Annotated in this window: 24 protein-coding genes; 15 read left to right on the top strand and 9 right to left on the bottom strand. The window is 70.7% G+C overall.

Translation table 11 applies throughout. From position 1 onward, the window contains the following. Window positions 1-29: 29 nt before the first annotated feature. From ACZ4MF_RS18645 to ACZ4MF_RS18660, 4 genes are all read right to left on the bottom strand, one after another. On the bottom strand, window positions 30-398 hold the full coding sequence (locus ACZ4MF_RS18645; RefSeq protein ID WP_467493055.1) for a hypothetical protein: 369 nt from the start codon (window positions 396-398) through the stop codon (window positions 30-32). A gap of 261 nt (window positions 399-659) precedes the next feature. Next, on the bottom strand, window positions 660-1,529 hold the full coding sequence (gene tesB, locus ACZ4MF_RS18650) for an acyl-CoA thioesterase II (RefSeq protein WP_356023211.1): 870 nt from the start codon (window positions 1,527-1,529) through the stop codon (window positions 660-662). Window positions 1,530-1,575: 46 nt separating this feature from the next. Further along, window positions 1,576-2,733, bottom strand: a complete 1,158-nt coding sequence (locus tag ACZ4MF_RS18655) for an acyl-CoA dehydrogenase family protein (RefSeq protein ID WP_356023214.1) — start codon at window positions 2,731-2,733, stop codon at window positions 1,576-1,578. 94 nt (window positions 2,734-2,827) lie between these two features. Continuing rightward, window positions 2,828-3,433 carry an SACE_7040 family transcriptional regulator gene (locus ACZ4MF_RS18660; RefSeq protein WP_467493056.1) on the bottom strand — a complete coding sequence of 202 codons (606 nt, stop codon included), beginning with the start codon at window positions 3,431-3,433 and terminating at the stop codon, window positions 2,828-2,830. Window positions 3,434-3,539: 106 nt separating this feature from the next. Here ACZ4MF_RS18660 and ACZ4MF_RS18665 point away from each other — a divergent pair, with 106 nt between their 5' ends. From ACZ4MF_RS18665 to ACZ4MF_RS18685, 5 genes are all read left to right on the top strand, one after another. Beyond that, window positions 3,540-5,156, top strand: a complete 1,617-nt coding sequence (locus ACZ4MF_RS18665) for a carboxyl transferase domain-containing protein (RefSeq protein ID WP_467493057.1) — start codon at window positions 3,540-3,542, stop codon at window positions 5,154-5,156. Window positions 5,157-5,167: 11 nt separating this feature from the next. Beyond that, entirely contained in the window at window positions 5,168-7,093 is a 1,926-nt protein-coding gene (locus ACZ4MF_RS18670) for an acetyl/propionyl/methylcrotonyl-CoA carboxylase subunit alpha (RefSeq protein WP_467493058.1), read from the top strand. Further along, window positions 7,090-8,034 (top strand): hydroxymethylglutaryl-CoA lyase, encoded by a 945-nt coding sequence (locus ACZ4MF_RS18675; protein ID WP_467493059.1) that lies wholly within the window; start codon window positions 7,090-7,092, stop codon window positions 8,032-8,034. Before ACZ4MF_RS18670 ends, ACZ4MF_RS18675 begins: the two co-directional genes overlap by 4 nt. A 5-nt stretch (window positions 8,035-8,039) precedes the next feature. Next, window positions 8,040-9,200: an acyl-CoA dehydrogenase family protein gene (locus ACZ4MF_RS18680; protein ID WP_356023226.1), complete on the top strand. Its 1,161-nt coding sequence runs from the start codon at window positions 8,040-8,042 to the stop codon at window positions 9,198-9,200. A 109-nt stretch (window positions 9,201-9,309) separates the two neighbouring features. Then, window positions 9,310-9,726 carry a hypothetical protein gene (locus ACZ4MF_RS18685; protein ID WP_467493060.1) on the top strand — a complete coding sequence of 139 codons (417 nt, stop codon included), beginning with the start codon at window positions 9,310-9,312 and terminating at the stop codon, window positions 9,724-9,726. Between the two features lie 364 nt (window positions 9,727-10,090). Here ACZ4MF_RS18685 and ACZ4MF_RS18690 read toward each other — a convergent pair whose 3' ends face one another. Next, window positions 10,091-10,273 carry a hypothetical protein gene (locus ACZ4MF_RS18690; RefSeq protein WP_467493061.1) on the bottom strand — a complete coding sequence of 61 codons (183 nt, stop codon included), beginning with the start codon at window positions 10,271-10,273 and terminating at the stop codon, window positions 10,091-10,093. A 399-nt stretch (window positions 10,274-10,672) separates the two neighbouring features. Here ACZ4MF_RS18690 and ACZ4MF_RS18695 point away from each other — a divergent pair, with 399 nt between their 5' ends. The 6 genes from ACZ4MF_RS18695 (at window position 10,673) to ACZ4MF_RS18720 (ending at window position 17,768) form a co-directional block, all read left to right on the top strand. Next, window positions 10,673-11,719, top strand: coding sequence for an ABC transporter substrate-binding protein (locus tag ACZ4MF_RS18695; protein ID WP_467493062.1), 1,047 nt, complete (start codon window positions 10,673-10,675; stop codon window positions 11,717-11,719). A gap of 113 nt (window positions 11,720-11,832) precedes the next feature. Then, complete coding sequence (locus ACZ4MF_RS18700) at window positions 11,833-12,654, top strand: siderophore-interacting protein (RefSeq protein WP_467493063.1); 822 nt, start codon at window positions 11,833-11,835, stop codon at window positions 12,652-12,654. A gap of 114 nt (window positions 12,655-12,768) precedes the next feature. Beyond that, complete coding sequence (gene desA / locus ACZ4MF_RS18705; protein ID WP_467493064.1) at window positions 12,769-14,211, top strand: lysine decarboxylase DesA; 1,443 nt, start codon at window positions 12,769-12,771, stop codon at window positions 14,209-14,211. Continuing rightward, on the top strand, window positions 14,195-15,478 hold the full coding sequence (locus ACZ4MF_RS18710; protein ID WP_467493065.1) for a lysine N(6)-hydroxylase/L-ornithine N(5)-oxygenase family protein: 1,284 nt from the start codon (window positions 14,195-14,197) through the stop codon (window positions 15,476-15,478). Before desA ends, ACZ4MF_RS18710 begins: the two co-directional genes overlap by 17 nt. After that, complete coding sequence (locus tag ACZ4MF_RS18715; RefSeq protein ID WP_467493066.1) at window positions 15,475-15,999, top strand: GNAT family N-acetyltransferase; 525 nt, start codon at window positions 15,475-15,477, stop codon at window positions 15,997-15,999. The genes ACZ4MF_RS18710 and ACZ4MF_RS18715 overlap by 4 nt, the downstream gene beginning before the upstream one ends. After that, a complete protein-coding gene (locus tag ACZ4MF_RS18720; protein ID WP_467493067.1) occupies window positions 15,996-17,768 on the top strand; it encodes an IucA/IucC family protein in 1,773 nt (590 codons plus the stop codon). Before ACZ4MF_RS18715 ends, ACZ4MF_RS18720 begins: the two co-directional genes overlap by 4 nt. A gap of 65 nt (window positions 17,769-17,833) precedes the next feature. Here ACZ4MF_RS18720 and ACZ4MF_RS18725 read toward each other — a convergent pair whose 3' ends face one another. Next, on the bottom strand, window positions 17,834-19,456 hold the full coding sequence (locus ACZ4MF_RS18725) for a beta-N-acetylhexosaminidase (RefSeq protein WP_467493068.1): 1,623 nt from the start codon (window positions 19,454-19,456) through the stop codon (window positions 17,834-17,836). Window positions 19,457-19,519: 63 nt separating this feature from the next. Between ACZ4MF_RS18725 and ACZ4MF_RS18730 the strand changes: the two genes are divergently transcribed. After that, window positions 19,520-20,398 (top strand): DUF4429 domain-containing protein, encoded by an 879-nt coding sequence (locus tag ACZ4MF_RS18730; RefSeq protein ID WP_467493069.1) that lies wholly within the window; start codon window positions 19,520-19,522, stop codon window positions 20,396-20,398. Window positions 20,399-20,438: 40 nt separating this feature from the next. On the opposite strand, the gene ACZ4MF_RS18735 is transcribed toward ACZ4MF_RS18730, so the two are convergent. Further along, complete coding sequence (locus ACZ4MF_RS18735) at window positions 20,439-22,004, bottom strand: purple acid phosphatase family protein (protein WP_467493070.1); 1,566 nt, start codon at window positions 22,002-22,004, stop codon at window positions 20,439-20,441. Window positions 22,005-22,170: 166 nt separating this feature from the next. Between ACZ4MF_RS18735 and ACZ4MF_RS18740 the strand changes: the two genes are divergently transcribed. Continuing rightward, window positions 22,171-22,428: a hypothetical protein gene (locus ACZ4MF_RS18740; RefSeq protein ID WP_071372151.1), complete on the top strand. Its 258-nt coding sequence runs from the start codon at window positions 22,171-22,173 to the stop codon at window positions 22,426-22,428. 12 nt (window positions 22,429-22,440) lie between these two features. Then, window positions 22,441-24,258 carry a glutamine--fructose-6-phosphate transaminase (isomerizing) gene (gene glmS, locus ACZ4MF_RS18745; RefSeq protein WP_362819719.1) on the top strand — a complete coding sequence of 606 codons (1,818 nt, stop codon included), beginning with the start codon at window positions 22,441-22,443 and terminating at the stop codon, window positions 24,256-24,258. A gap of 69 nt (window positions 24,259-24,327) precedes the next feature. Here glmS and ACZ4MF_RS18750 read toward each other — a convergent pair whose 3' ends face one another. Together ACZ4MF_RS18750 and ACZ4MF_RS18755 are read right to left on the bottom strand one after the other, a co-directional pair. Then, window positions 24,328-24,870 (bottom strand): GPR1/FUN34/YaaH family transporter, encoded by a 543-nt coding sequence (locus ACZ4MF_RS18750; protein WP_467493071.1) that lies wholly within the window; start codon window positions 24,868-24,870, stop codon window positions 24,328-24,330. Between the two features lie 115 nt (window positions 24,871-24,985). Next, window positions 24,986-25,513, bottom strand: a complete 528-nt coding sequence (locus ACZ4MF_RS18755; protein WP_467493072.1) for a universal stress protein — start codon at window positions 25,511-25,513, stop codon at window positions 24,986-24,988. 374 nt (window positions 25,514-25,887) lie between these two features. Between ACZ4MF_RS18755 and ACZ4MF_RS18760 the strand changes: the two genes are divergently transcribed. Then, window positions 25,888-26,172 carry a hypothetical protein gene (locus ACZ4MF_RS18760; protein WP_467493073.1) on the top strand — a complete coding sequence of 95 codons (285 nt, stop codon included), beginning with the start codon at window positions 25,888-25,890 and terminating at the stop codon, window positions 26,170-26,172. Window positions 26,173-26,206 lie beyond the last annotated feature (34 nt).

The following is a 26,206-nucleotide window of genomic DNA, read 5'->3' on the forward strand; positions in this document are numbered from 1 at the left end:
CACAGTGTAGGCGCTGTCTGCGTCAGTGGTCAGCGGCCGTTGTCGCCACCGCCGTTGCGGCCGTTGTCGCCACCGCCGTTGCGACCGTTGTCGCCACCGCCGTTGCGACCGTTGTCGCCGCCACCGCGGCCGTTGTCGCCGCCGTTGCGGCCGCGGTCGCCGCCGCCGTTGCGGCCGCGGTTGCCGCCGCCGTTGCGGCCGCGGTTGCCGCCGTGGTGACGGCCGCCGTGATGGTGACGGCCGCCGCCGCAGCCGCATTCGTGGTGCCGGTGGTGGCCGCCGCGGTGGCCCTCGGGCGCCGCAGCAGCGGTGCCGGCCGCGCCGATCGAGGCTCCGCCCGCCAGCATCAGGCCGGCAGTGGACAGCACGACATAACGCTTGATGCGCTGTGCTCGCATGGGTTGTACCCTTTCGTTTCCATCATCTGCCGCGTCTCCCGGGGAAGCGGAGGGGCGGGTCGGATGGTCGGGCGCCGCGCTCACGGAGGGGGAAGGCACGGCGCGCTCTTCAGGTGTCACCGCAGAGGTTGGCCACACGGCCATGCCTTCCGGCATCACACGTTCCGCTTGCACGAATCGTGTCCGGTCGGTCACGCCGTGTACTGCGGCTTCACTGAATGAGCGTAGTGGCCCATCCGCCATCCGGCATCTCGGGACGAATCAGGCACGTGGGACGCGGACCACGCCCTCCTGGATGACGGTGATGGCGAGTTGCCCGTCCTGTGTGTAGATCCGGGCCTGGCCGAGACCCCGGCCGCCGTGCGCGGACGGCGACTCCTGGTCGTACAGCAGCCATTCGTCGGCGCGGAAGGGCCGGTGGAACCACATCGCGTGGTCCAGCGAGGCGCCCACGACGTCCCCCACGGCCCACCCACCACGGCCGTGCGCGAGCAGCACGGAGTCGAGGAGGGTCATGTCGGAGACATAGGTGGCGAGGACGACATGGAGGAGGGGGTCGTCGTCGAGCTTGCCGTTGGTGCGGAACCACACCTGCGAGTGCGGCTCGCGCGCCGTGCCGAACCGGCCGTACGGCGGCTCCTCGACGTAGCGCAGATCGACCGCTTCCCGGGCCTCGAGGAACTTCTCGACCACGGCCGGATCGAGATGGCCGTAGCCGCGCAGCCGCTCCTGGGAGGTGGGCAGGGTCGCCGGGTCCGGGGCGGGCGGCATCGGCGTCTGGTGGTCGAGCCCCTCCTCGTCCACCTGGAAGGAGGCGGAGAGGTGGAAGATCGGCTTGCCGTGCTGGACGGCGACGACGCGGCGCGTGGTGAAGGAGCGGCCGTCGCGGATGCGGTCCACGGTGTAGACGATCGGCGCGCCGGGGTCGCCCGGGCGCAGGAAGTACGCGTGGAGGGAGTGGGCGGGCCGGTCAGCGGGGACCGTCCGCCCCGCGGCGACCAGCGCCTGCGCCGCGACCTGCCCGCCGAAGACGCGGGGTACGACGGCGGAGCGGGACTGGCCGCGGAAGATGTCCTCCTCGATCTGCTCCAGGTCGAGCAGATCGAGGAGGTCCTGAAGTGCCTGGCTCATGGCGTCAGTTGTACCGGCCACTCGTGGGCGGCGGGTTGCACGGCCCTTACAGGCCCATGTCCTTGGCGATGATGGACTTCATGATCTCGCTGGTGCCGCCGTAGATGCGGTTGACGCGGTTGTCGGCGTACAGGCGGGCGATCGGGTACTCGTTCATGTAGCCGTAGCCGCCGTGCAGCTGGAGGCAGCGGTCGATCACGCGGTGGGCGACCTCGGTGCAGAACAGCTTCGCGGAGGCGGCCTCGGCGGGCGTCAGCTCGCCGGCGTCCAGCGCCTCGGTGGCGCGGTCGGCGACGGCCTCGGCGGCGTCCACCTCGGCCTGGCAGGCGGCCAGCTCGAACTTGGTGTTCTGGAAGTGGGCGACCGGCTTGCCGAAGACGGTGCGCTCCTGCACGTACTGCTTGGCGAACCGGACGGCGGCCTTGGCCTGCGCGTAGGCGCCGAAGGCGATGCCCCAGCGCTCGGAGGCGAGGTTGTGGCCGAGGTAGTAGAAGCCCTTGTTCTCCTCGCCGAGCAGGTCCTCGACGGGCACCTTGACGTCGACGAACGCCAGCTCGGCGGTGTCGGAGGTCTTCAGGCCGAGCTTGTCGAGCTTGCGGCCGACGGAGTAGCCCTCGGACTTGGTGTCGACGGCGAACAGGGAGATGCCGTGGCGGCGGTCCTCGGCGGTGGGCGCGGAGGTGCGGGCGCACACGATCACGCGGTCGGCGTGGACACCGCCGGTGATGAAGGTCTTGGCGCCGTTGAGGACGTAGTGCGTGCCGTCCTCGGAGAGCTTGGCGGTGGACTTCATGCCCGCGAGGTCGGAGCCGGTGCCCGGCTCCGTCATCGCGATGGCCCACATCTCCTCGCCGGTGACGAACTTCGGCAGGTAGCGCTTCTTCTGCTCGTCCGTGGCCAGCATCTTGATGTAGGGCAGGGCGAGCAGCACGTGCACGCCGGAGCCGCCGAACTGGACGCCCGCGCGCGCGGTCTCCTCGTAGAGGACGGCCTCGAACTTGTGGCTGTCCAGGCCCGCCCCGCCGAACTCCTCGGGCACGTTGATGCCGAAGATGCCCAGCTCACCGAGCTTGTAGTAGAAGTCGCGCGGCGCCTGGCCGGCGGCGAACCACTCGTCGTAGACCGGCACGACCTCGGCCTCGATGAAGGCGCGGAGGGTCTCCCGGAACGCCTCGTGATCCTCGTTGAACACCGTACGGCGCACGGTTACCTCCACGTACCTCGGCATATCGGCTGTCTAAGCGCTTGCTCAGACTTGAAGATACCGGCCAGTACGCGACCGCGTCCAGAGATGCACGTCACTCCCCGGCGACGCCCGCCGCCTTGAACGCCCCGCACGCCATCCGGTGCAGCAGGGCGGCCGTGGCGCCACGGCCGGGCAGGGTGCCGGCGCGGCCGAGGTGGGGGGTGGAGTTCAGCAGGCCGAAGACGGAGTGGACGGCGGAGCGGGCGGCGGGCTCGGTCAGCGCCGGATACACCTCGCGGACCACCTCCACCCACAGCTCGACGTACTGCCGCTGGAGCTGGCGCACCAGCTTGCGGTCGCTGTCGCGCAGCCGGTCCAGCTCGCGGTCGTGCAGGGTGATCAGCGGGCGGTCGTCCAGGGCGAAGTCGATGTGGCCCTCGACGAGCGAGTCGAGGACGGCTCGCGCGCCGGTGGCGCCGTCCGCCTCCGCCAGCCGTCGTCTGGCCCCCGTCAGCAGCTGGCCGCTGATGCCCACCAGCAGCTCGGCGAGCATCGCGTCCTTGCCCGGGAAGTGGCGGTACAGGCCGGGACCGCTGATACCGACGGCGGCGCCTATCTCGTCCACCCCGACACCGTGGAATCCGCGCTCGGCGAAGAGCCGGGCGGCCTCCTTCAGGATCTGCTCGCGCCGGGTGGAGGCGTCGGTTCTGGTGACCATGCAGTAATTCTAGACAGGGAGGTTAGCGGTCGTTAACCTGGAGGAAATGGTTAACGCTCATTAACACGTGATCCACGGGTTCGATCACCGGTGAGGGGACCGCAGGATGCAGGAGGCACCGGAGCTCCGGAGCGCGGCAGATCCCGCGTCGGAGGCCTGGCGGGCCAATGAACAAGCCCATCTCGCACTCGTCGGGGAGCTGCGCGGCAAGCTGGCCGCGGCGGCGCTCGGCGGTGGCGAGAAGGCCCGCGCCCGGCACACCGCGCGCGGCAAGCTGCTGCCCAGGGACCGGGTGGACACGCTGCTCGACGCGGGCTCGCCGTTCCTGGAGCTGGCCCCGCTCGCGGCCGAGGGGATGTACGACGGCGCGGCCCCGGCCGCCGGCGTGATCGCCGGGATCGGGCGGGTCAGCGGGCGCGAGTGCGTGATCGTCGCCAACGACGCCACGGTCAAGGGCGGCACGTACTACCCGATGACCGTGAAGAAGCACCTGCGCGCCCAGGAGGTGGCCCTCGACAACCGCCTGCCGTGCGTCTACCTGGTCGACTCCGGCGGCGCCTTCCTGCCGATGCAGGACGAGGTGTTCCCGGACCGCGAGCACTTCGGGCGGATCTTCTACAACCAGGCGCGGATGTCCGGGGCCGGGATCCCGCAGATCGCGGCCGTCCTCGGGTCCTGCACGGCGGGCGGGGCGTACGTCCCGGCGATGAGCGACGAGGCGGTGATCGTCCGCGGCCAGGGGACGATCTTCCTCGGCGGACCCCCGCTGGTGAAGGCCGCGACCGGTGAGGTCGTCACGGCCGAGGAGCTGGGCGGCGGCGAGGTCCACTCCCGGGTCTCGGGCGTCACCGACCACCTCGCCGAGGACGACGCGCACGCGCTCAGGATCGTGCGGAACATCGTCGCCACGCTGCCCGCCCGGCGCTCCCTGCCCTGGGACGTCACCCCGGTCGCCGAGCCCAAGGCGGACCCCTACGGGCTGTACGGCGCGGTCCCGGTCGACTCCCGTACCCCCTACGACGTACGCGAGATCATCGCGCGCATCACGGACGGCTCCCGGTTCGCCGAGTTCAAGAGCGAGTTCGGGCAGACGCTCGTCACCGGCTTCGCGCGGATCCACGGCCACCCGGTCGGGATCGTCGCCAACAACGGCATCCTCTTCTCCGAGTCCGCGCAGAAGGGCGCCCACTTCATCGAGCTGTGCGACCAGCGCGGGATCCCCCTGGTGTTCCTCCAGAACATCTCGGGGTTCATGGTCGGCAAGGACTACGAGGCGGGCGGTATCGCCAAGCACGGCGCCAAGATGGTGACGGCCGTGGCCTGCACGCGCGTGCCGAAGCTGACGGTGGTGGTCGGCGGTTCGTACGGCGCGGGCAACTACTCGATGTGCGGCCGGGCCTACTCCCCCCGCTTCCTGTGGATGTGGCCGAACGCCAAGATCTCCGTCATGGGCGGCGAGCAGGCGGCGTCCGTCCTCGCCACCGTCAAGCGCGACCAGCTGGAGGCGCGCGGCGAGCAGTGGCCCGCCGAGGACGAGGACGCCTTCAAGGCGCCGATCCGCGCGCAGTACGAGCGCCAGGGCAGCGCCTACTACGCCACCGCCCGCCTCTGGGACGACGGCGTGATCGACCCGCTGGAGACCCGTCAGGTGCTGGGTCTGGCCCTGACGGCTTGTGCCAACGCGCCGCTGGGTGACCCCCAGTTCGGCGTCTTCCGGATGTGAGGAGGGGAACCGTGTTCGACACAGTGCTGGTCGCCAACCGGGGCGAGATCGCCGTACGCGTCATCCGTACGCTCCGCTCGCTGGGCGTGCGCTCGGTGGCGGTCTTCTCCGACGCCGACGCGGACGCGCGGCATGTCCGGGAGGCCGACACGGCGGTACGGATCGGCCCGGCACCGGCGGCCGAGAGCTATCTGTCGGTGGAGCGCCTGCTGGAAGCGGCCGCCCGCACGGGTGCGCAGGCCGTGCACCCGGGGTACGGCTTCCTCGCCGAGAACGCCGCCTTCGCGCGCGCCTGCGAGGAGGCGGGGCTGGCGTTCATCGGCCCCTCCGCGGACGCGATCGCGATCATGGGCGACAAGATCCGCGCCAAGGAGACGGTGCGGGCGGCCGGGGTGCCGGTGGTGCCCGGCGGCCGCGATCCCGAACTGGCCGAGGCCGCCCGTGCGTTGGGCGCGCCCGTGCTGCTGAAGCCGTCGGCGGGCGGCGGCGGCAAGGGCATGCGCCTGGTGCGGGACATGACGGCCCTGGAGGAGGAGATCGCCGCCGCCCGACGCGAGGCCCGCGCCTCCTTCGGCGACGACACGCTGCTCGTGGAGCGGTGGATCGACCGGCCCCGGCACATCGAGATCCAGGTGCTGGCCGACGGCCACGGGAACGTCGTGCACCTCGGCGAGCGCGAGTGCTCGCTCCAGCGGCGGCACCAGAAGGTCGTCGAGGAGGCGCCGAGCGTGCTCCTCGACGAGGCCACGCGCGCGTCGATGGGCGAGGCGGCCGTGCAGGCGGCCCGCTCCTGCGGGTACCGGGGCGCGGGCACGGTGGAGTTCATCGTGCCGGGAGGCGACCCGACGCAGTACTACTTCATGGAGATGAACACCCGTCTCCAGGTGGAGCACCCGGTCACCGAACTGGTCACCGGACTGGACCTGGTGGAGTGGCAGCTGCGGGTGGCGGCCGGCGAGGAACTGGGCTTCACACAGGCGGACGTGACCCTGACCGGTCACGCGATCGAGGCCCGCATCTGCGCCGAGGACCCCGCGCGCGGCTTCCTCCCCTCCGGCGGCACGGTGCTGCTGCTGGACGAGCCGCAGGGCGACGGCGTCCGCACGGACTCCGGGCTCAGCGAGGGCACCGAGGTGGGCAGCCTGTACGACCCGATGCTGTCCAAGGTCATCGCCTACGGCCCCGACCGCGGGACGGCGCTGGCGAGGCTCCGGGCGGCCCTCGCGCGGACGGTCACGCTGGGCGTGCCGACCAACGCGGGCTTCCTGCGGCGGCTTCTGGGCCATCCCGCGGTCGTGGTCGGCGAGTTGGACACGGGGCTCGTCGAGCGGGTGGTGGACGAACTGGTCCCCGCGCAGGTGCCGGAGGAGGTGTACGAGGCCGCGGCGGCCGTACGCGCGGCAGCGCTGGAGCCCCGCGCCGAGGGCTGGATCGACCCCTTCTCGGTGCCGAGCGGCTGGCGCCTGGGCGGCACCCCGAAGCCGCCCGTCTTCCATCTGCGGGTGCAGGACCCGGTGGCGTACACCCCCCGTGGCTCCCACACCGTCACCGGGGACCGGGTGAGCGTCACGCTGGACGGTGTCTGGCACACCTTCCGCCGGGCCGGTGACTGGGTCGGGCGCGACGGCGACGCCTGGCAGGTGCGCGACCACGACCCGGTCGCCGCGTCCCTGAGCGGGGCCGCGCACGCGGGTGCCGACTCACTGACCGCGCCGATGCCGGGCACGGTCACGGTGGTGAAGGTCGCCGTCGGCGACGAGGTCGCGGCCGGACAGAGCCTGCTGGTGGTGGAGGCCATGAAGATGGAGCACGTCATCTCCGCCCCGCACGCGGGCACGGTCGCCGAGCTGGACGTGACGCCGGGCACGACGGTCGCCATGGACCAGGTGCTCGCGGTGATCGCACCGCACGAGGAGACCGGGGAGGTGGCGCAGTGACCGCCGAGGGTCTGCCCATGGTCGTACCGGCCACCGACCTGCCCGCGCGGGTCCGGATCCACGAGGTCGGGGCGCGCGACGGGCTGCAGAACGAGAAGACGGCCGTACCGACCGAGGTGAAGGCGGAGTTCGTCCGCCGGCTCGCCGGTGCCGGCCTGACGACGATCGAGGCGACGAGCTTCGTACACCCCAAGTGGGTGCCCCAACTGGCCGACGCCGAGCAGCTGTTCTCGCTGGTGAGGGACGTTCCGGGGGTGGAACTCCCGGTGCTGGTCCCCAACCAGCGCGGCCTGGAGCGGGCCCTGGCCCTCGGCGCCGAGCGGATCGCCGTGTTCGCGAGCGCCACCGAGTCCTTCGCGAAGGCCAACCTCAACCGCTCGCTGGACGAGTCGCTGGCCGTGTTCGCGCCGGTGGTGCGCCGGGCGAAGGACGAGGGCGTGCACGTGCGCGGCTATGTGTCCATGTGCTTCGGCGACCCATGGGAGGGGGCGGTCCCCCTGCACCAGGTGGCCCGCGTCTGCACCGCCCTGCGGGACATGGGCTGCGACGAGCTGAGCCTCGGCGACACGATCGGCGTGGCGACCCCGGGCCATGTCCTCGAACTGCTCTCCCTGCTGAACGAGGAGGGCGTGCCGACGAACACGATCGGCGTGCACTTCCACGACACCTACGGCCAGGCGCTCGCGAACACCTACGCGGCGCTGGAGCACGGGGTGACCACGGTCGACGCGTCCGCCGGCGGCCTCGGCGGCTGCCCTTACGCCAGGTCGGCCACCGGCAATCTCGCGACCGAGGACCTCGTCTGGATGCTGCACGGCCTCGGCATCGAGACCGGGGTCGACCTCGGCCGTCTCACCGCCACCAGCGTGTGGATGGCCGAACGGCTGGGCCGCCCCAGCCCGTCCCGTACCGTCCGCGCTCTCTCCCACAAGGACCAGTGATCAGCATGGACCACCGTCTCAGCCCCGAGCTGGAGGAACTCCGCCGTACGGTGGAGGAGTTCGCGCACGACGTGGTGGCGCCGAAGATCGGCGACTTCTACGAGCGACACGAGTTCCCGTACGAGATCGTCCGCGAGATGGGCCGCATGGGCCTGTTCGGGCTGCCGTTCCCGGAGGAGTACGGCGGCATGGGCGGCGACTACCTGGCCCTCGGCATCGCGCTGGAGGAGCTGGCGCGGGTCGACTCCTCCGTGGCCATCACCCTGGAGGCGGGCGTCTCGCTGGGCGCCATGCCGCTGCACCTGTTCGGCACGCAGGAGCAGAAGCGCGAGTGGCTGCCCCGGCTGTGCGCCGGCGAGATCCTGGGCGCGTTCGGCCTGACCGAGCCGGACGGCGGCTCGGACGCCGGGGCGACGCGCACCACGGCCCGCCTGGACGCGGACACGAACGAATGGGTGATCAACGGCACGAAGTGCTTCATCACCAACTCCGGTACGGACATCACCGGTCTGGTGACGGTCACGGCGGTCACCGGCCGCAAGCCGGACGGCAAGCCGCTCATCTCCTCCATCATCGTCCCGTCGGGCACGCCCGGCTTCACGGTGGCGGCGCCGTACTCGAAGGTCGGCTGGAACGCCTCGGACACCCGTGAGCTGTCCTTCTCGGACGTCCGCGTCCCGGCGGCCAACCTGCTGGGCGAGGAGGGCCGGGGCTACGCCCAGTTCCTGCGCATCCTGGACGAGGGCCGCATCGCCATCGCGGCGCTCGGGACGGGCCTGGCGCAGGGCTGTGTGGACGAGTCAGTGAAGTACGCGAAGGAGCGCGAGGCGTTCGGCCGTCCGATCGGCGCCAACCAGGCGATCCAGTTCAAGATCGCCGACATGGAGATGAAGGCCCACACGGCCCGCCTGGCCTGGCGCGACGCGGCGAGCCGCCTGGTCGCCGGTGAGCCCTTCAAGAAGGAGGCGGCCCTGGCCAAGCTCTACTCCTCCACCGTCGCGGTGGACAACGCCCGCGACGCGACCCAGATCCACGGCGGCTACGGCTTCATGAACGAGTACCCGGTGGCCCGCATGTGGCGGGACTCCAAGATCCTGGAGATCGGCGAGGGCACGAGCGAGGTCCAGCGGATGCTGATCGCGCGTGAGCTGGGGCTGGTGAGCTAGAGGTACGGGGTGGTCTTCGGCGAATCAGGTGGTTCTCTCGGGGCAGGGCATTGCGTGACGGGCGTGCGGGACGTTGATCAGCGCGTCCGTCATCTGCCTGGAGGTAACCGTGAAAGCCGCGAAGTACGCGACCGGATTGACGCTGGGACTGATGGTGACCGCCACACTGGTCACCACGGCCGCGTCCGCCGCGCCGCACTCCTCTCGGGCCGACCGCCTCGTCCTCACCAACTCCGACAACGGCCGCAGCGTGGCCCGGTCGGTCGGTGACGACACCGAGATCCGCCTGAAGGCCTCCCGCGAGCGGGGCCTGACGTACACGTGGAGCATGCCGAGCACCCGCGACGCCCACGTCCTGACTCGGACTGTCAGCGGCACGACACCGGCCGGTGACACCTACGCGGTCGTACACGCGAACGGCCCGGGCACCAGCACCGTCACCGCCGTGCGGCAGTGCCACGCCGGCCCCGGGCACACGTGCCCCCGTGCCCTCGCACCGTGGAAGGTCACCATCGAGGTGAGCTGAAACAGTGCACGGAGACGTCGCGCGGCGTCGGTCTTCAGGACCTGCTGACGCCTTGAAGGCCGACGCCGCGCATCACCCTGAGCCCGGTTGAGGGGCACGGGTGAGATCGGAGCCGCCTGCGCAGAGCCGTCGTGTCGTGCCACGGCCGTGGCATCGCGCACCCCGCCGTGCTGAACGTGCCGTTCGCCGCGATGCTCCTCGGCCCCGGCACTGCGCTCTTGCAGGGCGGTCCCCCGGCGCTGTTCCTCGCAGGCACGACAGCCGCCGAGTCCTGGACGCAGCTTCCGGTGGGGCCATGTCGGCGCGACTGGCGTCGGCCAGAAGGCCTCCCCGGTGTCGCCGGCGCAGCGGGGCGGCATGCCGGTCATTCCGACTCCGGAGGGTCGGCGTCGTCCCGCCGCCGCTCGCCCCTGCGGGCCTCGGCCACGACGCGACGCCAGGCACGGATCACGTCGGGCACCTGGTCGAGGATGCCCTTGAGGGCGAAGAGGAAGGCGGAGACGACACCCGCCGTCCCCAGAATTCCCAGGACGATCTGTAGATCCACGCTCGGCTGCCTTCCACGGAAGGAGGGGGCCGAACCGAGGGCGAACCACGTGGAGGATGGCAGGTGTCTCAGGCCGACCACCCCGGAAACGGATGATCAACTGAGGCCCTGCCGACGCACAGGCCGTGTGTGCAGTTGTCGCGATTGACGCGGCGTCCTCTACTGACACCGCGCCCGAAAGGGACGTCGGACCCATTCCCGTCGCAGTCGGCAGAGCCGACCGTGCGCACGCGACTCTAGCCGTGCCCCCTCCGGACTGTCCGCCGTATCGGGCGATCCCTTTCCGAGCCGGCGCGGCGCCGGGGGCGCACCCACCCCTGGACATCAAGTGAGGTTAGGCTAACCTATCTTCGAACCTGTCCGGCGGGCGCCACGCCCCGTTCGAAAGCAGTCATATCCATGCCCCTTGCCCGTGCCACCCATCTGACTCGCCGCGGAATCCTCGCCGCGGGCGGCGCCATCGGACTCGGTGCCGCGCTCGTCGCCTGCGGGGACGCCAAGGGCAAAGACAGTGGCTCCGGCAAGGGGACGGCCGCAGGCAGGTCCGGGCCCTGGTCGTTCAAGGACGACCGCGGTACGACCGTGAAGCTGGACAAGGCGCCCGCGAACATCGTCGCGTTCACCGGCGTCGGCGCCGCGCTCCACGACTACGGCGTCCAGGTCAAGGGCGTCTTCGGCCCGACCACGACCAAGGATGGCAAGGCCGACGTCCAGGCCGGCGACATGGACGTCAGCAAGGTGACCGTCCTCGGCAACGCCTGGGGCCAGTTCAACATCGAGAAGTACGCCTCGCTCGCGCCCGACGTGCTGATCTCCACGATGTTCGACAACGCCGGCACCCTCTGGTACGTCCCCGAGGAGTCCAAGAAGAAGATCGCGCAACTGGCCCCCAGTGTCGCCGTCTCCGTCTACGACCGCCAGCTGACCAAGTCCCTGGAGCGCATGTGGGAGTTGGCGGCGTCGCTCGGCGGTGACATGAAGGCCACGACGGTGACCGACGCCAAGAAGCGGTTCGAGGCCGCCGCGACCCGGCTGCGCGCCGCCGCGAAGGCCAAGCCCGACATCAAGGTGCTGGCCGGCTCCGCGAGCGACCAGCTCTTCTACGTCTCCGGCACCGACCTCTCCGTCGACCTGGAGTACTTCAAGGCCCTCGGTGTGAACTTCGTCGAGCCGCCGGAGAGCGCGAAGAAGGCGACCGGCGGCTGGTTCGAGTCGCTGAGCTGGGAGAACGTCGACAAGTACCAGGCCGACATCATCATGATGGACGACCGTTCCTCAGCGCTCCAGCCGGCCGGCATCACCAAGCCGACCTGGAAGAAGCTGCCCGCGGTGAAGGCGGGCCAGGTCATCTCCCGCTCCCCCGAGCCGATCCTGTCCTACGACAAGTGCGTGCCGCTGCTCACGAGTCTGGCCGAGGCCCTGGAGAAGGCGAAGAAGGTCAGCTAGGGGGTGCCGTTCGGATCATCCCGACCCGCACTGCTCGTCACGGCCGGCCTGATCCGAACGGCACCCCCTCGTCCAGCCAGCACCCCGAACCTGACGTCATCTCAGGAGCCGACATGACGACGGCCGTAGCCGCCCCGTACCGTTTCTTCTCCCTTCAGGTCGTACGGACGAGGCGGCTGGGGCCGTCTCTGGTCCGGGTCACCTTCACCGGGGAGGAGCTGTCCGCGTTCCGGTCACTGGGGCGCGACCAGTCCCTCTCGCTCTTCCTGCCGCACCCCCACCAGACCGAGCCCGCCGTCCCTCTCGATCTCGGCGACGGCTGGTGGCAGGCCTGGCGTGAACTGCCGGACGACGTACGAGCCGTGATGCGCTCGTACACGCTGCGGTCCCTGCGCCGGAACCCCGACGAGATCGACATCGACTTCGCCCTGCACACCCCGGCGGGCCCCGCCTCCCGCTGGGCCGCCCGCGCCACCGCCGGCGACCGGGCCCTGGTGCTCGGCCCGGTCCTCGCCGACAACCGCGCGATCCGCTTCCGGCCGCCCGCCGACACCGATCTCGTCGTGCTGTGGGGCGACGAGACCGCCGTACCCGCCGCGACCGCGATCCTCGCATCCCTCCCGGCAGGCACCCGCGCCCGGGCCTGGCTGGAGGTGCCGGACGCCCGCGACATCCAGGACGTGCGCACCGAGGCGGACGCGGAGATCACCTGGCTCGTACGGCACGACGGGTCCCCCACGGCCGTCGACGCCGTCCGGGCCGCCGCCCTCCCGTGCGACGAGCGGACGTACGTGTGGATCGCGGGCGAGTCCGGCCAGGTCAAGGCGTTGCGGCGGCACTTCGTCGGCGAGCGCGGGGTGGACCGGCGCCGGGTGACCTTCGTCGGGTACTGGCGACAGGGGATGACCGAAGAGCAGTTGCGGGCCGCCGAGTAGGCACCGCGCCGCACCGCACCGCCCCGTGACAGTGATCACGGGTGAGGCATGCCTCGATTTCTGAAAGTTAGGTTAGGCTTACCTAAGTTCGATCACCCCTCGGAGGACCCCCACATGCGCTCGCACCTGCTCAATGGCCTCACCGCGGAGCACTACCGCAGCTCCGTGACCGAAGGAGTCGAGCGGGTGGCGGCCAAACTCGCCACCACCGACCGCCCGTTCACCGGCGTCACCGTGGACGCCCTCGCCCCCCGCGTGGACGCCATCGACCTGGACCGCCCGCTCGGCAGCGCCACCGCCGCCCTGGACGAGCTGGAGGAGGTGTACCTGCGCGACGCGGTGTACTTCCACCACCCCCGCTACCTCGCCCACCTCAACTGCCCGGTCGTCATACCGGCGGTGCTCGGCGAGGCCGTGCTCTCCGCGGTCAACTCCTCCCTGGACACCTGGGACCAGTCGGCCGGCGGCACCCTGATCGAGCGCAGGCTCATCGACTGGACGGCCCGGCGGATCGGCCTCGGCCCCGCCGCCGACGGCGTGTTCACCTCCGGCGGCACCCAGTCCAACCTCCAGGCGCTGCTGCTCGCCCGGGAGGAGACCAAGAGCCCCTCCCCGGCGAAACTGCGGATCTTCGCCTCCGAGGTCAGCCACTTCAGCGTGCGGAAGTCCGCCACACTCCTCGGCCTGGGCCCGGACGCGGTCGTCCCGATACCCGTCGACCACGACAAGCGGATGCAGACCGTGGCCCTCGCCCGCGAACTGGAGCGCTGCGTGCAGGGCGGCCTCGTCCCCATGGCCGTCGTCGCCACCGCCGGCACCACCGACTTCGGCTCCATCGACCCGCTGCCCGAGACAGCCGAGCTGTGCGAGCGCTTCGGCACCTGGCTGCACGTCGACGCCGCCTACGGCTGCGGACTGCTCGCCTCCCTCAGGTACCGGGACCGCATCGAGGGCATCGAGCGCGCCGACTCCGTCACCGTGGACTACCACAAGTCCTTCTTCCAGCCGGTGAGTTCGTCCGCCGTCCTGGTACGGGACGCGACGACCCTGCGCCACGCCACCTACCACGCGGAGTACCTCAACCCGCGCCGCATGGTGCAGGAGCGCATCCCCAACCAGGTCGACAAGTCCCTGCAGACCACCCGCCGTTTCGACGCGCTCAAGCTGTGGATGACGCTGCGGGTGATGGGCGCCGACGGGATCGGCGAGCTCTTCGACGAGGTCTGCGACCTGGCGGCACAGGGCTGGGAGCTGCTGGCCGCCGACCCCCGGTTCGACGTCGTCGTGGCGCCCTCGCTCTCCACCCTCGTCTTCCGCTGGATCCCGGCCGCCGTCACCGACCCGGCCGCGATCGACCGCGCCAACCTCTACGCCCGCAAGGCCCTGTTCGCCTCCGGTGACGCCGTCGTCGCGGGCACCAAGGTGGGCGGCCGCCACTACCTGAAGTTCACCCTGCTCAACCCCGAGACGACCACGGCCGACATCGCCGCCGTCCTCGACCTGATCGCCGGCCACGCCGAGCAGTACCTGGGAGACTCCCTTGACCGCGCTTCCTGAAGCCCGCCGCATCCATGACTTCGTGGGGATCGGGCTCGGCCCCTTCAACCTCGGCCTGGCCTGTCTGACCGAGCCGATCCCCGAACTGGACGGCGTCTTCCTGGAGTCCAAGCCGGACTTCGAGTGGCACGCCGGGATGTTCCTGGACGGCGCCCACCTCCAGACGCCGTTCATGTCGGACCTGGTCACCCTCGCCGACCCGACCTCGCCGTACTCCTTCCTCAACTATCTGAAGGAGAAGGGCCGACTGTACTCGTTCTACATCCGCGAGAACTTCTATCCCCTGCGGGTCGAGTACGACGACTACTGCCGCTGGGCGGCGGGGCGGCTGAGCAGCGTCCGGTTCGGCACGACGGTCACCGAGGTGACGTACGAGGACGAGCTGTACGTCGTCCGCACCGAGCGCGGGGAGACGTACCGCGGCCGGCATCTGGTCCTCGGCACGGGCACGGTCCCCTTCGTCCCCGAGGCCTGCCGGGACCTCGGCGGCGACTTCCTGCACACCTCCCGGTACATGCACCGCAAGGCGGAGCTGCAGGCGAAGAAGTCGATCACGATCGTCGGCAGCGGCCAGAGCGCGGCCGAGATCTACCACGAGCTGCTCGCCGAGATCGACGTACACGGCTACGAGCTGAACTGGGTCACCCGCTCCCCGCGCTTCTTCCCGCTGGAGTACACCAAACTGACCCTGGAGATGACGTCCCCGGACTACGTCGACTACTTCCGCGCCCTGCCCGAGGAGACCCGCTACCGGCTGGAGAAGCAGCAGAAGGGGCTGTTCAAGGGCATCAACTCGGACCTGATCGACTCGATCTTCGATCTGCTCTACCAGAAGAACGTGGAGAGCGGCGACCGCCCGGTCCCGACCCGGCTGCTCACCAACTCCTCGCTGCACAGCGCCGATCACGCGGACGGCGCGTACACCCTCGGCTTCCGCCAGGACGAGCAGGGCAAGGACTTCGAGATCCGCTCCGAGGGCCTGGTGCTGGCCACCGGCTACCACTACACGCCGCCGGCCTTCCTCGCCCCCGTGCGCGACCGGCTCCGCTTCGACGGCCACGGCCGCTTCGACGTCGCCCGCAACTACGCCGTCGACACCACCGGCCGCGGCGTCTTCCTCCAGAACGCCGGCGTCCACACCCACAGCATCACCAGCCCCGACCTGGGCATGGGCGCGTACCGCAACAGCTGCATCATCCGCGAGCTGCTCGGCGCCGCCTACTACCCGGTCGAGAAGACCATCGCCTTCCAGGAGTTCGCCGTATGACCTTCGCCTTCCGTGACGTCGATCCCCTGCGGGACGCCGAGCTGCTGCACGCCTGGGTCACCCATCCCAAGGCGGCCTTCTGGATGATGCAGGACGCGAGGCTGGAGGACGTCGAGCGCGCGTACATGGAGATCGCGGCGGACGAGCACCATCAGGCACTGCTCGGGCTGCGCGACGGGGAGCCCGTCTTCCTCATGGAGACGTACGACCCCGCCCACCGCGAGCTGGCCGGTCTGTACGAGGCGCGGCCCGGCGACATCGGCATGCACTTCCTCACCCCGGCGGCCGACACGCCCGTGCACGGGTTCACCAGGGCCGTCATCACCGCCGTGGTGGCCCGGCTCTTCGAGGACCCGGCCGTGGCGCGTGTCGTCGTCGAACCGGACGTGCGCAACACGGCCGTGCACGCCCTGAACGAGGCCGTCGGGTTCGTGCCCGAGAGGGAGATCGAGAAGCCGGAGAAAAGGGCGTTGTTGAGCTTCTGCACGCGTGAGCGTTTCGAGCAGGCGGTGGCCGCATGAGCCTCACCGACGCCGTGGCCCACCTGTCCCCCGAACGCTGGGACTCCGCCAACCGGCTGCTGATACGCAAGGCGCTCGCCGAGTTCGCGCACGAGTGCCTGATCACCCCGGAGGCCCTGGACGGCGACCGGTACGTCGTCCGCAGCGACGACGGGCTCACCGCCTACCGCTTCCGCGCCGTCCGCCGCGCCCTCGACCACTGGCAGGTCGACGCCGCCTCCATCACCCGGCACCGCGGCGACGACGAACTCCCGCTCGCCGCCCTGGACTTCTTCATCGAGCTGAGGGAGTCCCTGGGCCTGTCCGACGAGATCCTGCCGGTCTACCTGGAGGAGATCTCCTCCACCCTCTCCGGCACCTGCTACAAGCTGACCAAGCCCCGCGTCACCTCCGCGGAGCTGGCCACGAGCGGTTTCCAGGCGATCGAGACCGGGATGACCGAGGGGCACCCGTGCTTCGTCGCGAACAACGGGCGGCTCGGGTTCGGCATCCACGAGTACCTGTCGTACGCCCCGGAGACCGCGGGCCCGGTCCGGCTGGTGTGGCTGGCCGCGCACCGCTCGCGGGCCGCGTTCACGGCGGGCGTGGGCATCGAGTACGAGGAGTTCATCCGGCAGGAGCTGGGGGCGGACACCGTCGAGCGGTTCGCGAAGTCCCTCATCGGGCAGGGCCTCGACCCCGCCGACTACCTCCTCATCCCGGTCCACCCCTGGCAGTGGTGGAACAAGCTGTCCGTCACCTTCGCCGCCGAGGTGGCCCGGCGGCACCTGGTCTGCCTCGGGGAGGGCGACGACGAGTACCTGGCCCAGCAGTCCATCCGGACGTTCTTCAACAGCAGCGCCCCGCACAAGCACTATGTGAAGACGGCCCTGTCCGTCATCAACATGGGCTTCATGCGCGGTCTTTCGGCCGCCTACATGGAGGCCACCCCGGCGATCAACGACTGGCTGGCCCAGCTGATCGACAACGACCCGGTGCTGAAGGCGACGGGCCTGAGCATCATCCGGGAGCGGGCGGCCGTCGGCTACCGGCACCAGGAGTACGAGCGGGCCACCGACCGCTACTCGCCGTACCGCAAGATGCTGGCCGCGCTGTGGCGGGAGAGCCCGGTGCCCTCCCTCCAAGGCGGCGAGTCCCTCGCGACCATGGCCTCGCTGCTGCACGTCGACCACGCCGGCGCCTCTTTCGCGGGCGCGCTGATCGAGCGGTCCGGCCTCGCGCCCACCGAGTGGCTGCGGCGGTACCTGCGGGCGTACTACACCCCGCTGCTGCACAGCTTCTACGCCTACGACCTCGTCTTCATGCCGCACGGCGAGAACGTCATCCTGGTGCTGGAGGACGGCGTCGTACGGCGGGCGGTCTACAAGGACATCGCCGAGGAGATCGCGGTGATGGACCCGGACGCCGTACTGCCGCCGGAGGTGCGGCGGATCGCGGTCGAGGTCCCCGAGGACAAGAAGCTGCTGTCGATCTTCACCGACGTCTTCGACTGCTTCTTCCGCTTCCTCGCCGCGCACCTGGCCGCCGAGGGGATCCTGGCGGAGGACGGCTTCTGGCGCACGGTCGCCGAGGTCACCCGCGAGTACCAGCACGCGAACCCCGAACTGGCCGACAGGTTCCGGCAGTACGACATGTTCGCCCCCGAGTTCGCGCGCTCCTGCCTGAACCGGCTCCAGCTGCGCGACAACCGGCAGATGGTGGACCTCGCCGACCCGTCCGGCGCGCTCCAGCTCGTCGGGACCCTGGAGAACCCCCTCGCGGGGCTCTGACCGCGGGATCCCGACGGTGGGACACGGGCACCCCGGAGTACGGTCCTCCGGGGTGCCCGGTCAGCTCAGCCGGCCGGCCACGGGACCTGCGGGGAGCGGTAGTAGCCGATCCCGAGCGCGTCCCAGCGCGGGGCCTGCGCGGCGAGGCGCACCTTGTACGCGTCCCAGTCGTGCGTGGCCGCCGGGGACCAGCCCAGCTCGGCCGCGCCCGGAAGCCGCGGGAACGCCATGTAGTCGAGGTCGGCGGACGTCTTCAGCGTCTCGGACCACAGGGGTGCCTCCACGCCCTTGACCGCCGAACTCGGGGCGCCCGCGAGGTAGCTGCCCGGGTCCCAGTCGTACGACCGCCGTACCTCCACCAGGCCCGCCCAGTCGAGGCCCAGCTCGGTGTCCTTGGTGTACTTCATGTCGAGGTAGACCCGGTCGGCCGGGGACAGGATCAGCCCGGTGCCGTTCCGGGCGGCCTGGGCGACCTGGTCCTTGTCGGCGGCGCTGGTGGTGTCCAGGCCCCAGTACTGGGCGATCGCGCCCTTGACCGGGTGGGCACCGGTGAGCTGGTGCCAGCCGATGACCGTCTTGCCGTACTTCCCGACGAGGGGCTGGACGCGGTCCATGATGGTCACGTAGTCGGCGTGGCTGGTGGAGTGGGCCTCGTCGCCGCCGATGTGGAGGTAGCGGCCGGGGGTGAGCGCGGCCAGTTCGCGCAGGACGTCGTTCGCGAAGTCGTACGTCACCTGCTTGGCCGCGCACAGCGAGCTGAAGCCCACCTTGGTGCCCGTGTAGAGCGGGGGCGCCTGGCCGTTGCAGTTGAGGGCGGCGTAGGAGGCGAGGGCCGCGTTGGTGTGGCCGGGCATGTCGATCTCGGGGACGACCTCCAGATAGCGGGAGGCCGCGTACCGGACGATCTCGCGGTACTCCGCCTTGGTGTAGTAGCCGCCCTTGCCGCCGCCGACCTCGGTGGAGCCACCGTACGTCGCGAGGCGCGGCCAGGAGTTCACGGCGATGCGCCAGCCCTGGTCGTCGCTGAGGTGCAGATGCAGCTCGTTGACCTTGTACAGGGCGAGTTCGTCGATGTAGCGCTCGACCTGGGCCACGGTGAAGAAGTGCCGGGAGACGTCGAGCATGGCGCCGCGGTAGGCGTAGCGGGGGCGGTCGGTGACGGTGCCGCCGGCGATCTGCCAGGGGCCGGGCTGGACGGTCCGCTTCTCCACGGCGGCGGGCAGGAGCTGACGCAGCGTCTGCACGCCGTGGAAGAGGCCGGCGGGGGTGCTCGCGGTGAGGGTGACGCCGTCGGCACCGCTGTGCAGCCGGTAGCCCTCGGCGCCGTAGTCGCCCTTCGCCAGGTGGAGCCGGACGCCTCCGGTGCCGGACTCGGTGAGCGGCAGCGGGTAGCCGGTGGAGGGCCGCAGGATGCCGGCGAGGTAGGCGCCGACACGGCGGACCTCGGGAGTGGCGTCGACCCGGACGGAGGTGCCGCGGGCGAGGCGGTACGCGGTGCCGCCGGGCTGGACCGAGGCGGGGGCCGGGATCACCCGGTCGAGCGGGGTGGGGGGCACCGCCGCCCGTGCGGAGGGCGCGGCCCCCAGGGTGAAGACACCGGCCGCCGCCACGAGGAGCAGGGACCCGAACACACGGGAGGACCTGGGCAGTCGGGGGGTTCGGGGAGTCGTGCTGTGGTTGCGTCTCACATGCGCTCCCTTCCAAATGTGGTCGAGACCACTCTCCCGCAGATCCGGTGAAACAATCCCTCCATGGCGGAAATCATCCAGAAGGACGGCACCTGGGCCTTCGACGGCGACGCCCTGCGGCTCACCCCGGGCCGGGACAAGAACGTGAGCCCGCTCCGCCGTGAGCTGGGCGAACTCGTCGTACCGATCGGGGCGTTGGCCGGTGTCTCCTTCGAGCAGGGGCGCAGGTCGGGGCGGCTGAGGCTGAGGCTGCGCGACGGCGCCGACCCGTTGACGCAGGCGACCGGCGGACGGCTCGCCGAGGCGGACGACCCGTATCAGCTGGCGGTGCAGACCGACCGGTACGGCGTCGCCGAGTACGTCGCGGACGAGGTCCGCACCGCGCTGCTGTTGGAGCAGGTCCCGCCGGAGCCGGCCGACGGGTACCTGCTGCCGGGCCCGGCGCTGCCGGTGTCCGCCTCCGCCGGGGACGGCACGGCGAGCTTCGACGGGGAGCAGGTGCGGCTGGAGTGGAACTGGAAGACGGAGGACGCCAAGGCCGCCGCCGGGCCCCGGGCGCTTCCCCTGGCGGAGATCACGGGCGTGGAGTGGCAGCCGGCGGCCGGGCTGGAGAACGGGCACCTGCGGTTCCTGGTGCGCGGCGCGCCGATCACGGCCCCGCCCAAGTACGACCCGAACGCGGTCGAGTTGTGGGGCTTCAAGAAGGACCCGCTGATGGCACTGGTGGCCGCCGCCGTACAGGCCCGGCTGCCGCATCCCGCGGCCCCCGCCCCGGCCGCCGTACCGCCGCAGCGGCCGGCGCCCGCCGAGGAGCCGGCCGGGGGCGAGGACCACGACGCGCTGCTGCGGCGGCTGCGCGAGCTCGGCGAGCTGCGCCGGGACGGGGTGCTGACGGACGAGGAGTTCGCCCTGGCCAAGCAGGCGGTCCTGAAGCGCTTGTGAGGGCGCGTGCGCAGGACCGCCCGACGGCGGGCCCGGGGAGTTACTTCGCCCGGCGGGACACCGTGAAGTGGTCGATGCGCTCACCGGTCTCGGCGATGCCCGACACCGTCAGCGTGGTCTGCCGGCCCCGCGGGGCGGGGGTGACGTCGACGCGCAGGAAGGAGTAGTCGAGGTAGCGCACCCGGGACCAGGTGACGGTCTCGTTGACCTTGCCGTCCTTGGTGTTGATGAAGGACGCGACCGAGTCGACCTCGTGCTCGTGGCCCTCGTAGGAGTCGGGGGCGGTGAACGCGTACAGGCTGCGGCCCGCGGCGCCGGCGGTGACGTAGACGACGCCCTCGGTCTCGGGGTAGGCGGTGCCGCCGATCGGGAGCTTCTTGGTGACCTTGTTGTCCTTGATCACGTCGGTGCGCTCGTACTGGTGGTTGTGGCCGTTGATGACCAGGTCCACCTGGTACTTCTCGAACAGCGGCACCCACTCCTGGCGCACGCCCCCCTCCGAGGCGTGCGCCGTGGACGTGCAGTACGCGCAGTGGTGGAAGAAGACGACGACGAAGTCGATGTCGTCACGGGCCCGGAACCGCTTCAGCTGGCTCTCGAACCACTTGGTCTGCGTGCCTCCGGAAATCCCCAGGTTCGCCGGGATCTCGAAGGAGACGTCGTTGGGGTCCAGCGAGACGATCGCCGTGTTGCCGTGCACGAAGGAGTAGACGCCGGGCAGGTGCGCGGCGTCCGGTCCGTTGTCCGGCATGGTCCAGCGGGCCTCTTCGCCGCCGTAGCCGTTCGGCGAGTACCAGGCCTCCATGTCGTGGTTGCCGTACGAGACCATCCACGGGATCTGCTTGGCGACCGACTCGGTCTGGTGGAGGAACTGGTCCCAGGTGCGCGAGTCGAAGCCCGTGTCGGTGGACTTGCCCTGGCCGGCCGGGTCGCCGTAGGCGATGTCGCCCGCGTGCAGGTGGAAGGCCGGGTTCTGGCCGAGGATCAGGCTGTCGTTGGCGAGGGCGTGGTAGCTGACGCCCTGGTCGCCGAAGGCCGTGAAGGTGAACGGCTCCCGGTGGGCGGGGGCGGTGGTGAAGGTGCCCAGGGTGCCCAGCAGGTGCGGCTCGGCGGGGTCGAAGCCCTCGTGGCCGACGCCGTAGTAGTACGTCTTTCCGGGGCGCAGGTGGGTGAGCCGGGCGTGCAGGTAGTACTGCGTGTGGTCGCCGCTCGCGCCGACGCCGGCCGGGGTGTAGAGGGTGCGGACCTCGGCGTCGATCCGGCGGGAGAGGTCCCAGGGGCGGGCGCCGATGCGGATGAACGGCTTCTTCACGGCGACCGGGACCTGCCAGGAGACGGTCATCTCGGTGCGCGGGTCGGTGCCGTAGGCGAGGTGCCGGCCGAAGGGGGCGACGAGGGCGCCGTCGACGTGCTCGGTGGCCGGGGCGGTGCGCTGGGTCGGTACGGCGGCCCGGGCGGTGGCACCCGTCACATACGCGCCACCCGTGACGGCGCCCAGCGTGACGGCGCCGCCTCTGATCAGGTTCCGGCGCGAGAATCTCGCGCGCAGGTACTCATGCTGCTCGGCCATGCTCATGCGCTCGGCGAGCCGGTCGGGTACTCCCATACGAGGAATGTCCATGGCGCCCGAAACTCGCCGGTCCGGGCAACGAGACGCACGACACAGGGTGGACGCCCGGGGAACAGAGATCCAACAGGGTCCGGAAGGGGGCCCTGCCCGAAATCGGGCACGTTTCTTGCGAAACCGCGCCCCGTACTCCAGGATCTACCGGGTGCACGACGAACTTGTGGATCATCTGACGCGTTCCACGACCCTGAACCGGGGCGAGGCGCTGCGGGTGGTCCAGGACGTGCTCGCCTACTTCGACGAGTCGACGGAGGACTACGTCCGTCGCCGCCACCGCGAGCTGCAGGCACAGGGCCTGGTGAACGCGGAGATCTTCGAACGGATCGCGGCGGACCTCAGGTATCGAGCGGTGGCACCGCCCGAGCTGACGCTCAGGCAGCTGCGCCGCATCGTCTACGGCTAGGAATACCCATACATGTGCGGAATTGTCGGATACATCGGAAAGCGTGACGTCGCCCCGCTGCTGCTCGAAGGGCTGCAGCGGCTGGAGTACCGCGGCTACGACTCCGCGGGCATCGTCGTCTCCTCCCCGAAGACGCCCGGTCTGAAGATGGTCAAGGCCAAGGGCCGGGTGCGCGACCTGGAGGCCAAGGTCCCGGCGCGCTTCAAGGGCACCACCGGCATCGCCCACACCCGCTGGGCCACCCACGGCGCCCCCTCCGACGTCAACGCCCACCCGCACATGTCGGCCGACGGCAAGGTCGCCGTCGTCCACAACGGCATCATCGACAACGCCGCCGACCTGCGCCGCAAGCTGGAGGCGGACGGCGTCGAATTCCTCTCCGAGACCGACACCGAGGTCCTCACCCACCTCATCGCCCGCTCCGCCGCCGAGAAGCTGGAGGACAAGGTCCGCCAGGCGGTCCGGGCGATCGAGGGCACGTACGGCATCGCGGTCGTGCACGCCGACTTCCCCGACCGGATCGTGGTGGCCCGCAACGGCTCCCCGGTCGTGCTCGGCATCGGCGAGAAGGAGATGTTCGTCGCCTCCGACATCGCCGCCCTGGTCATGCACACCCGCCAGATAGTGACCCTCGACGACGGCGAGATGGCCACCCTGAAGGCCGACGACTTCCGCACCTACACCACCGAGGGCACGCGCACCACCGCCGAGCCCACGACCGTGGAGTGGGAGGCCGAGTCGTACGACATGGGCGGCCACGACACCTACATGCACAAGGAGATCTTCGAGCAGGCCGACGCCGTGGACCGCGTGCTGCGCGGCCGCATCGACGACCGCTTCTCCACCGTGCACCTCGGCGGCCTCAACCTGGACGCCCGCGAGGCCCGGCAGATCCGCCGCGTGAAGATCCTCGGCTGCGGCACCTCCTACCACGCGGGCATGATCGGCGCCCAGATGATCGAGGAGCTGGCCCGCATCCCCGCCGACGCCGAGCCGGCCTCCGAGTTCCGCTACCGCAACGCGGTCGTGGACCCCGACACCCTGTACGTCGCGGTCTCCCAGTCCGGTGAGACGTACGACGTCCTCGCCGCCGTGCAGGAGCTGAAGCGCAAGGGCGCCAGGGTCTTCGGCGTCGTCAACGTCGTCGGCTCGGCGATCGCGCGCGAGGCCGACGCCGGGATCTACGTCCACGCCGGCCCCGAGGTCTGCGTGGTCTCGACGAAGTGCTTCACGAACATGACCGTGGCCTTCGCCCTCCTCGCCCTGCACCTCGGCCGCACCCGCGACCTGTCGGTCCGTGACGGCAAGCGGATCATCGAGGGCCTGCGCAGGCTGCCGGACCAGATCACCGAGATCCTCAAGCAGGAGGAGCAGATCAAGGAGCTGGCCGAGCTGTACGCCGACGCCCGCTCGATGCTCTTCATCGGCCGCGTCCGGGGCTACCCGGTGGCCCGCGAGGCCTCCCTGAAGCTCAAGGAGGTCTCCTACATCCACGCCGAGGCCTACCCCGCCTCCGAGCTGAAGCACGGCCCGCTGGCCCTGATCGAGCCGGCCCTGCCGACGGTCGCGATCGTCCCCGACGACGACCTGCTGGAGAAGAACCGCGCCGCCCTGGAGGAGATCAAGGCCCGCAGCGGCAAGATCCTCGCGGTGGCCCACCAGCACCAGGAGAAGGCGGACCAGACGATCGTCGTCCCGAAGAACGAGGACGAACTGGACCCGATCCTGATGGGCATCCCGCTCCAGCTCCTGGCTTACCACACGGCGAAGGCCCTGGGCCGGGACATCGACAAGCCGCGGAACCTGGCGAAGTCGGTGACGGTGGAGTAATTCCGCGACAGCAGAACGGACCCCCACGTGGCCACCTTCACGTGGGGGTCCGTTCAGTGCTGCTCGGAATCAGCCGGCGGCCGTCACCCCCCGGCCCGCAGCACGACCGGGAAGAGCCGTCGGCCAGTGAGCCAGCGCGGCCGTCGCCGCGTACCAGGCCACCGCGCCGGACACAGCGGCCACCCAGCCCCCGACCTTGGCGAGAGAGGAACTGTCGGCGAAGGCCGCGACGGCCAGCACCAGCATCGCCAGGAACAGCAGCCCGTGCACGACCTGACCCAGACTGTCCCCGCCCGCGAGGGTCAGGGTGAGCGCCACGAGGGCGAACAGGAGGAGGAAGAGCCCGGCCGCGTCGGCGGAGGAGTGACCGCCGACCGCCCAGGTGAACCACAGCGCGCCGAGGGCCGCAAAGCCCGTACCGGAAACGCCGTCGCCACCGCGGAAGGCCAGCAGGCCGACGAGGAACAGGGCGACTCCGCCCACATAGTGGGCCACTGACACGGCGTCGGACACGGCCACGCCGTGGATCACGCCTGTCGTACCGAGACCGAACGCCAACAGGGTGATTCCCAGGGCGAGTCGGCCGACCACCGTAGTACTTCCGTTGTCCACGGCGGGCTCCCTTCATGCTGTGCCGTTGCGGGGTGACCGATATATGCCCTTCACAAGGGCACAAACCACCTCTACGCGCGAGTAGTTTCGCGCTGCACAAAGGGAGTTGGCGTACTCAGGGAATGACGATCACGGGCCGCTGCGCCCGCTTGGCGAGCCGCCCGGCGACCGAGCCGAAGATGCGGCCGACGATGCCGTGCGTGGAGCCCACGACGATCGCGTCCGCCTCGTACTCCCGCCCGACCTCTTCGAGTTCGTGGCAGATGTCCCCGCCGCGCTCGACCAGGATCCAGGGCACCTCGGACAGATAGTCCGCACAGGCCAGTTCGAGCCCGAGGACCTCGGTGCGGTGGTCCGGCACGTCGACGAAGACCGGTGGCTCGCAGCCGGCCCACACGGTCGTCGGCAGCCGGTTGGCGACGTGGACGATGATCAGGCCGGAGTGGGAGCGGTGGGCCATGCCGATCGCGTAGGCGAGGGCACGCTCGCTGGAGGTGGAGCCGTCGAAGCCGACGACGACTCCGTGCCGGAAGGCTGGGTCGCAGGAGGGGCGTGGCTCTTCCGCCGCCAGGGGCTCGGACGCCGTGGGATCGGCGACGGGCCGCTTGCGGTCCGCTGGGTCGAAGAATTCGTGACCGGCCATGGCTGTCTCGGCGTCTTGATCCTTTACGGGCGGGGACGACAGTTGCGCGTCGGAGCAGGCACGGAGCTGTGTCCGGGAAACATCTTCCCAACCCCATACCCCCAAGGGTACGGCGGCACGCCTCCCGGGCCCAGATCCCGCGCACGCTCCGTGAGCGGTCCCCCGACGTCGGGGAGTGGGTTCACCGGAGCATGCACGAGCCGCGCCCGTAACGCAATGGTTGCTGCCCCGTACAGGCGGTTTGCACACGGTTAACACCCGCGCGCGTCGCGATCGACCGGTGACCGAGTGGCCGAACGGGCGTTGAACCGGGCGAGCCACCACCTCGGACGTACCCCCAAGGAGTACACCGGGGACACGAAGGGGAGTACGAGATGCCCGGACCGCGATCCGCCGCACGGCCACGTCCGGCGCCGCCGGACGGCGCGGGCGAGGTGATCCGCTGGGCCGCCTTCAGCTGCGTCCTCGTCCCCGTCGTCCTGGTCTGGTACGGGACCTCGCTGGCCGGCGCCGCGGGGGCCGCGCTGGGACTGGCCGCCGTCACGGCCGTGTGCCGGGTGCTGCTGCGGCGATCGGAACGGTGCGCCGCGCGGAGCGCCGACCGTTCCGGCCCGCAAAGCGGCAGACGCCACACCCGGGGACGGACACCGGTCAACTGACCTGTTTCCGTACCCCCGAAGGTTTCTTTTCAGC

It is taken from the genome of Streptomyces sp. NPDC025793 (assembly GCF_055558375.1).

Coding starts and splice junctions, on each gene's coding strand:
- desA (WP_467493064.1), top strand. CDS start 12,769: ATGCGCTCGCACCTGCTCAATGGCCTCACCGCGGAGCACTACCGCAGC.
- ACZ4MF_RS18735 (WP_467493070.1), bottom strand. CDS start 22,004: ATGGGAGTACCCGACCGGCTCGCCGAGCGCATGAGCATGGCCGAGCAG.
- ACZ4MF_RS18700 (WP_467493063.1), top strand. CDS start 11,833: ATGACGACGGCCGTAGCCGCCCCGTACCGTTTCTTCTCCCTTCAGGTC.
- glmS (WP_362819719.1), top strand. CDS start 22,441: ATGTGCGGAATTGTCGGATACATCGGAAAGCGTGACGTCGCCCCGCTG.
- ACZ4MF_RS18715 (WP_467493066.1), top strand. CDS start 15,475: ATGACCTTCGCCTTCCGTGACGTCGATCCCCTGCGGGACGCCGAGCTG.
- tesB (WP_356023211.1), bottom strand. CDS start 1,529: ATGAGCCAGGCACTTCAGGACCTCCTCGATCTGCTCGACCTGGAGCAG.
- ACZ4MF_RS18755 (WP_467493072.1), bottom strand. CDS start 25,513: ATGGCCGGTCACGAATTCTTCGACCCAGCGGACCGCAAGCGGCCCGTC.
- ACZ4MF_RS18645 (WP_467493055.1), bottom strand. CDS start 398: ATGCGAGCACAGCGCATCAAGCGTTATGTCGTGCTGTCCACTGCCGGC.
- ACZ4MF_RS18680 (WP_356023226.1), top strand. CDS start 8,040: ATGGACCACCGTCTCAGCCCCGAGCTGGAGGAACTCCGCCGTACGGTG.
- ACZ4MF_RS18720 (WP_467493067.1), top strand. CDS start 15,996: ATGAGCCTCACCGACGCCGTGGCCCACCTGTCCCCCGAACGCTGGGAC.
- ACZ4MF_RS18730 (WP_467493069.1), top strand. CDS start 19,520: ATGGCGGAAATCATCCAGAAGGACGGCACCTGGGCCTTCGACGGCGAC.
- ACZ4MF_RS18695 (WP_467493062.1), top strand. CDS start 10,673: ATGCCCCTTGCCCGTGCCACCCATCTGACTCGCCGCGGAATCCTCGCC.
- ACZ4MF_RS18665 (WP_467493057.1), top strand. CDS start 3,540: ATGCAGGAGGCACCGGAGCTCCGGAGCGCGGCAGATCCCGCGTCGGAG.
- ACZ4MF_RS18760 (WP_467493073.1), top strand. CDS start 25,888: ATGCCCGGACCGCGATCCGCCGCACGGCCACGTCCGGCGCCGCCGGAC.
- ACZ4MF_RS18660 (WP_467493056.1), bottom strand. CDS start 3,433: ATGGTCACCAGAACCGACGCCTCCACCCGGCGCGAGCAGATCCTGAAG.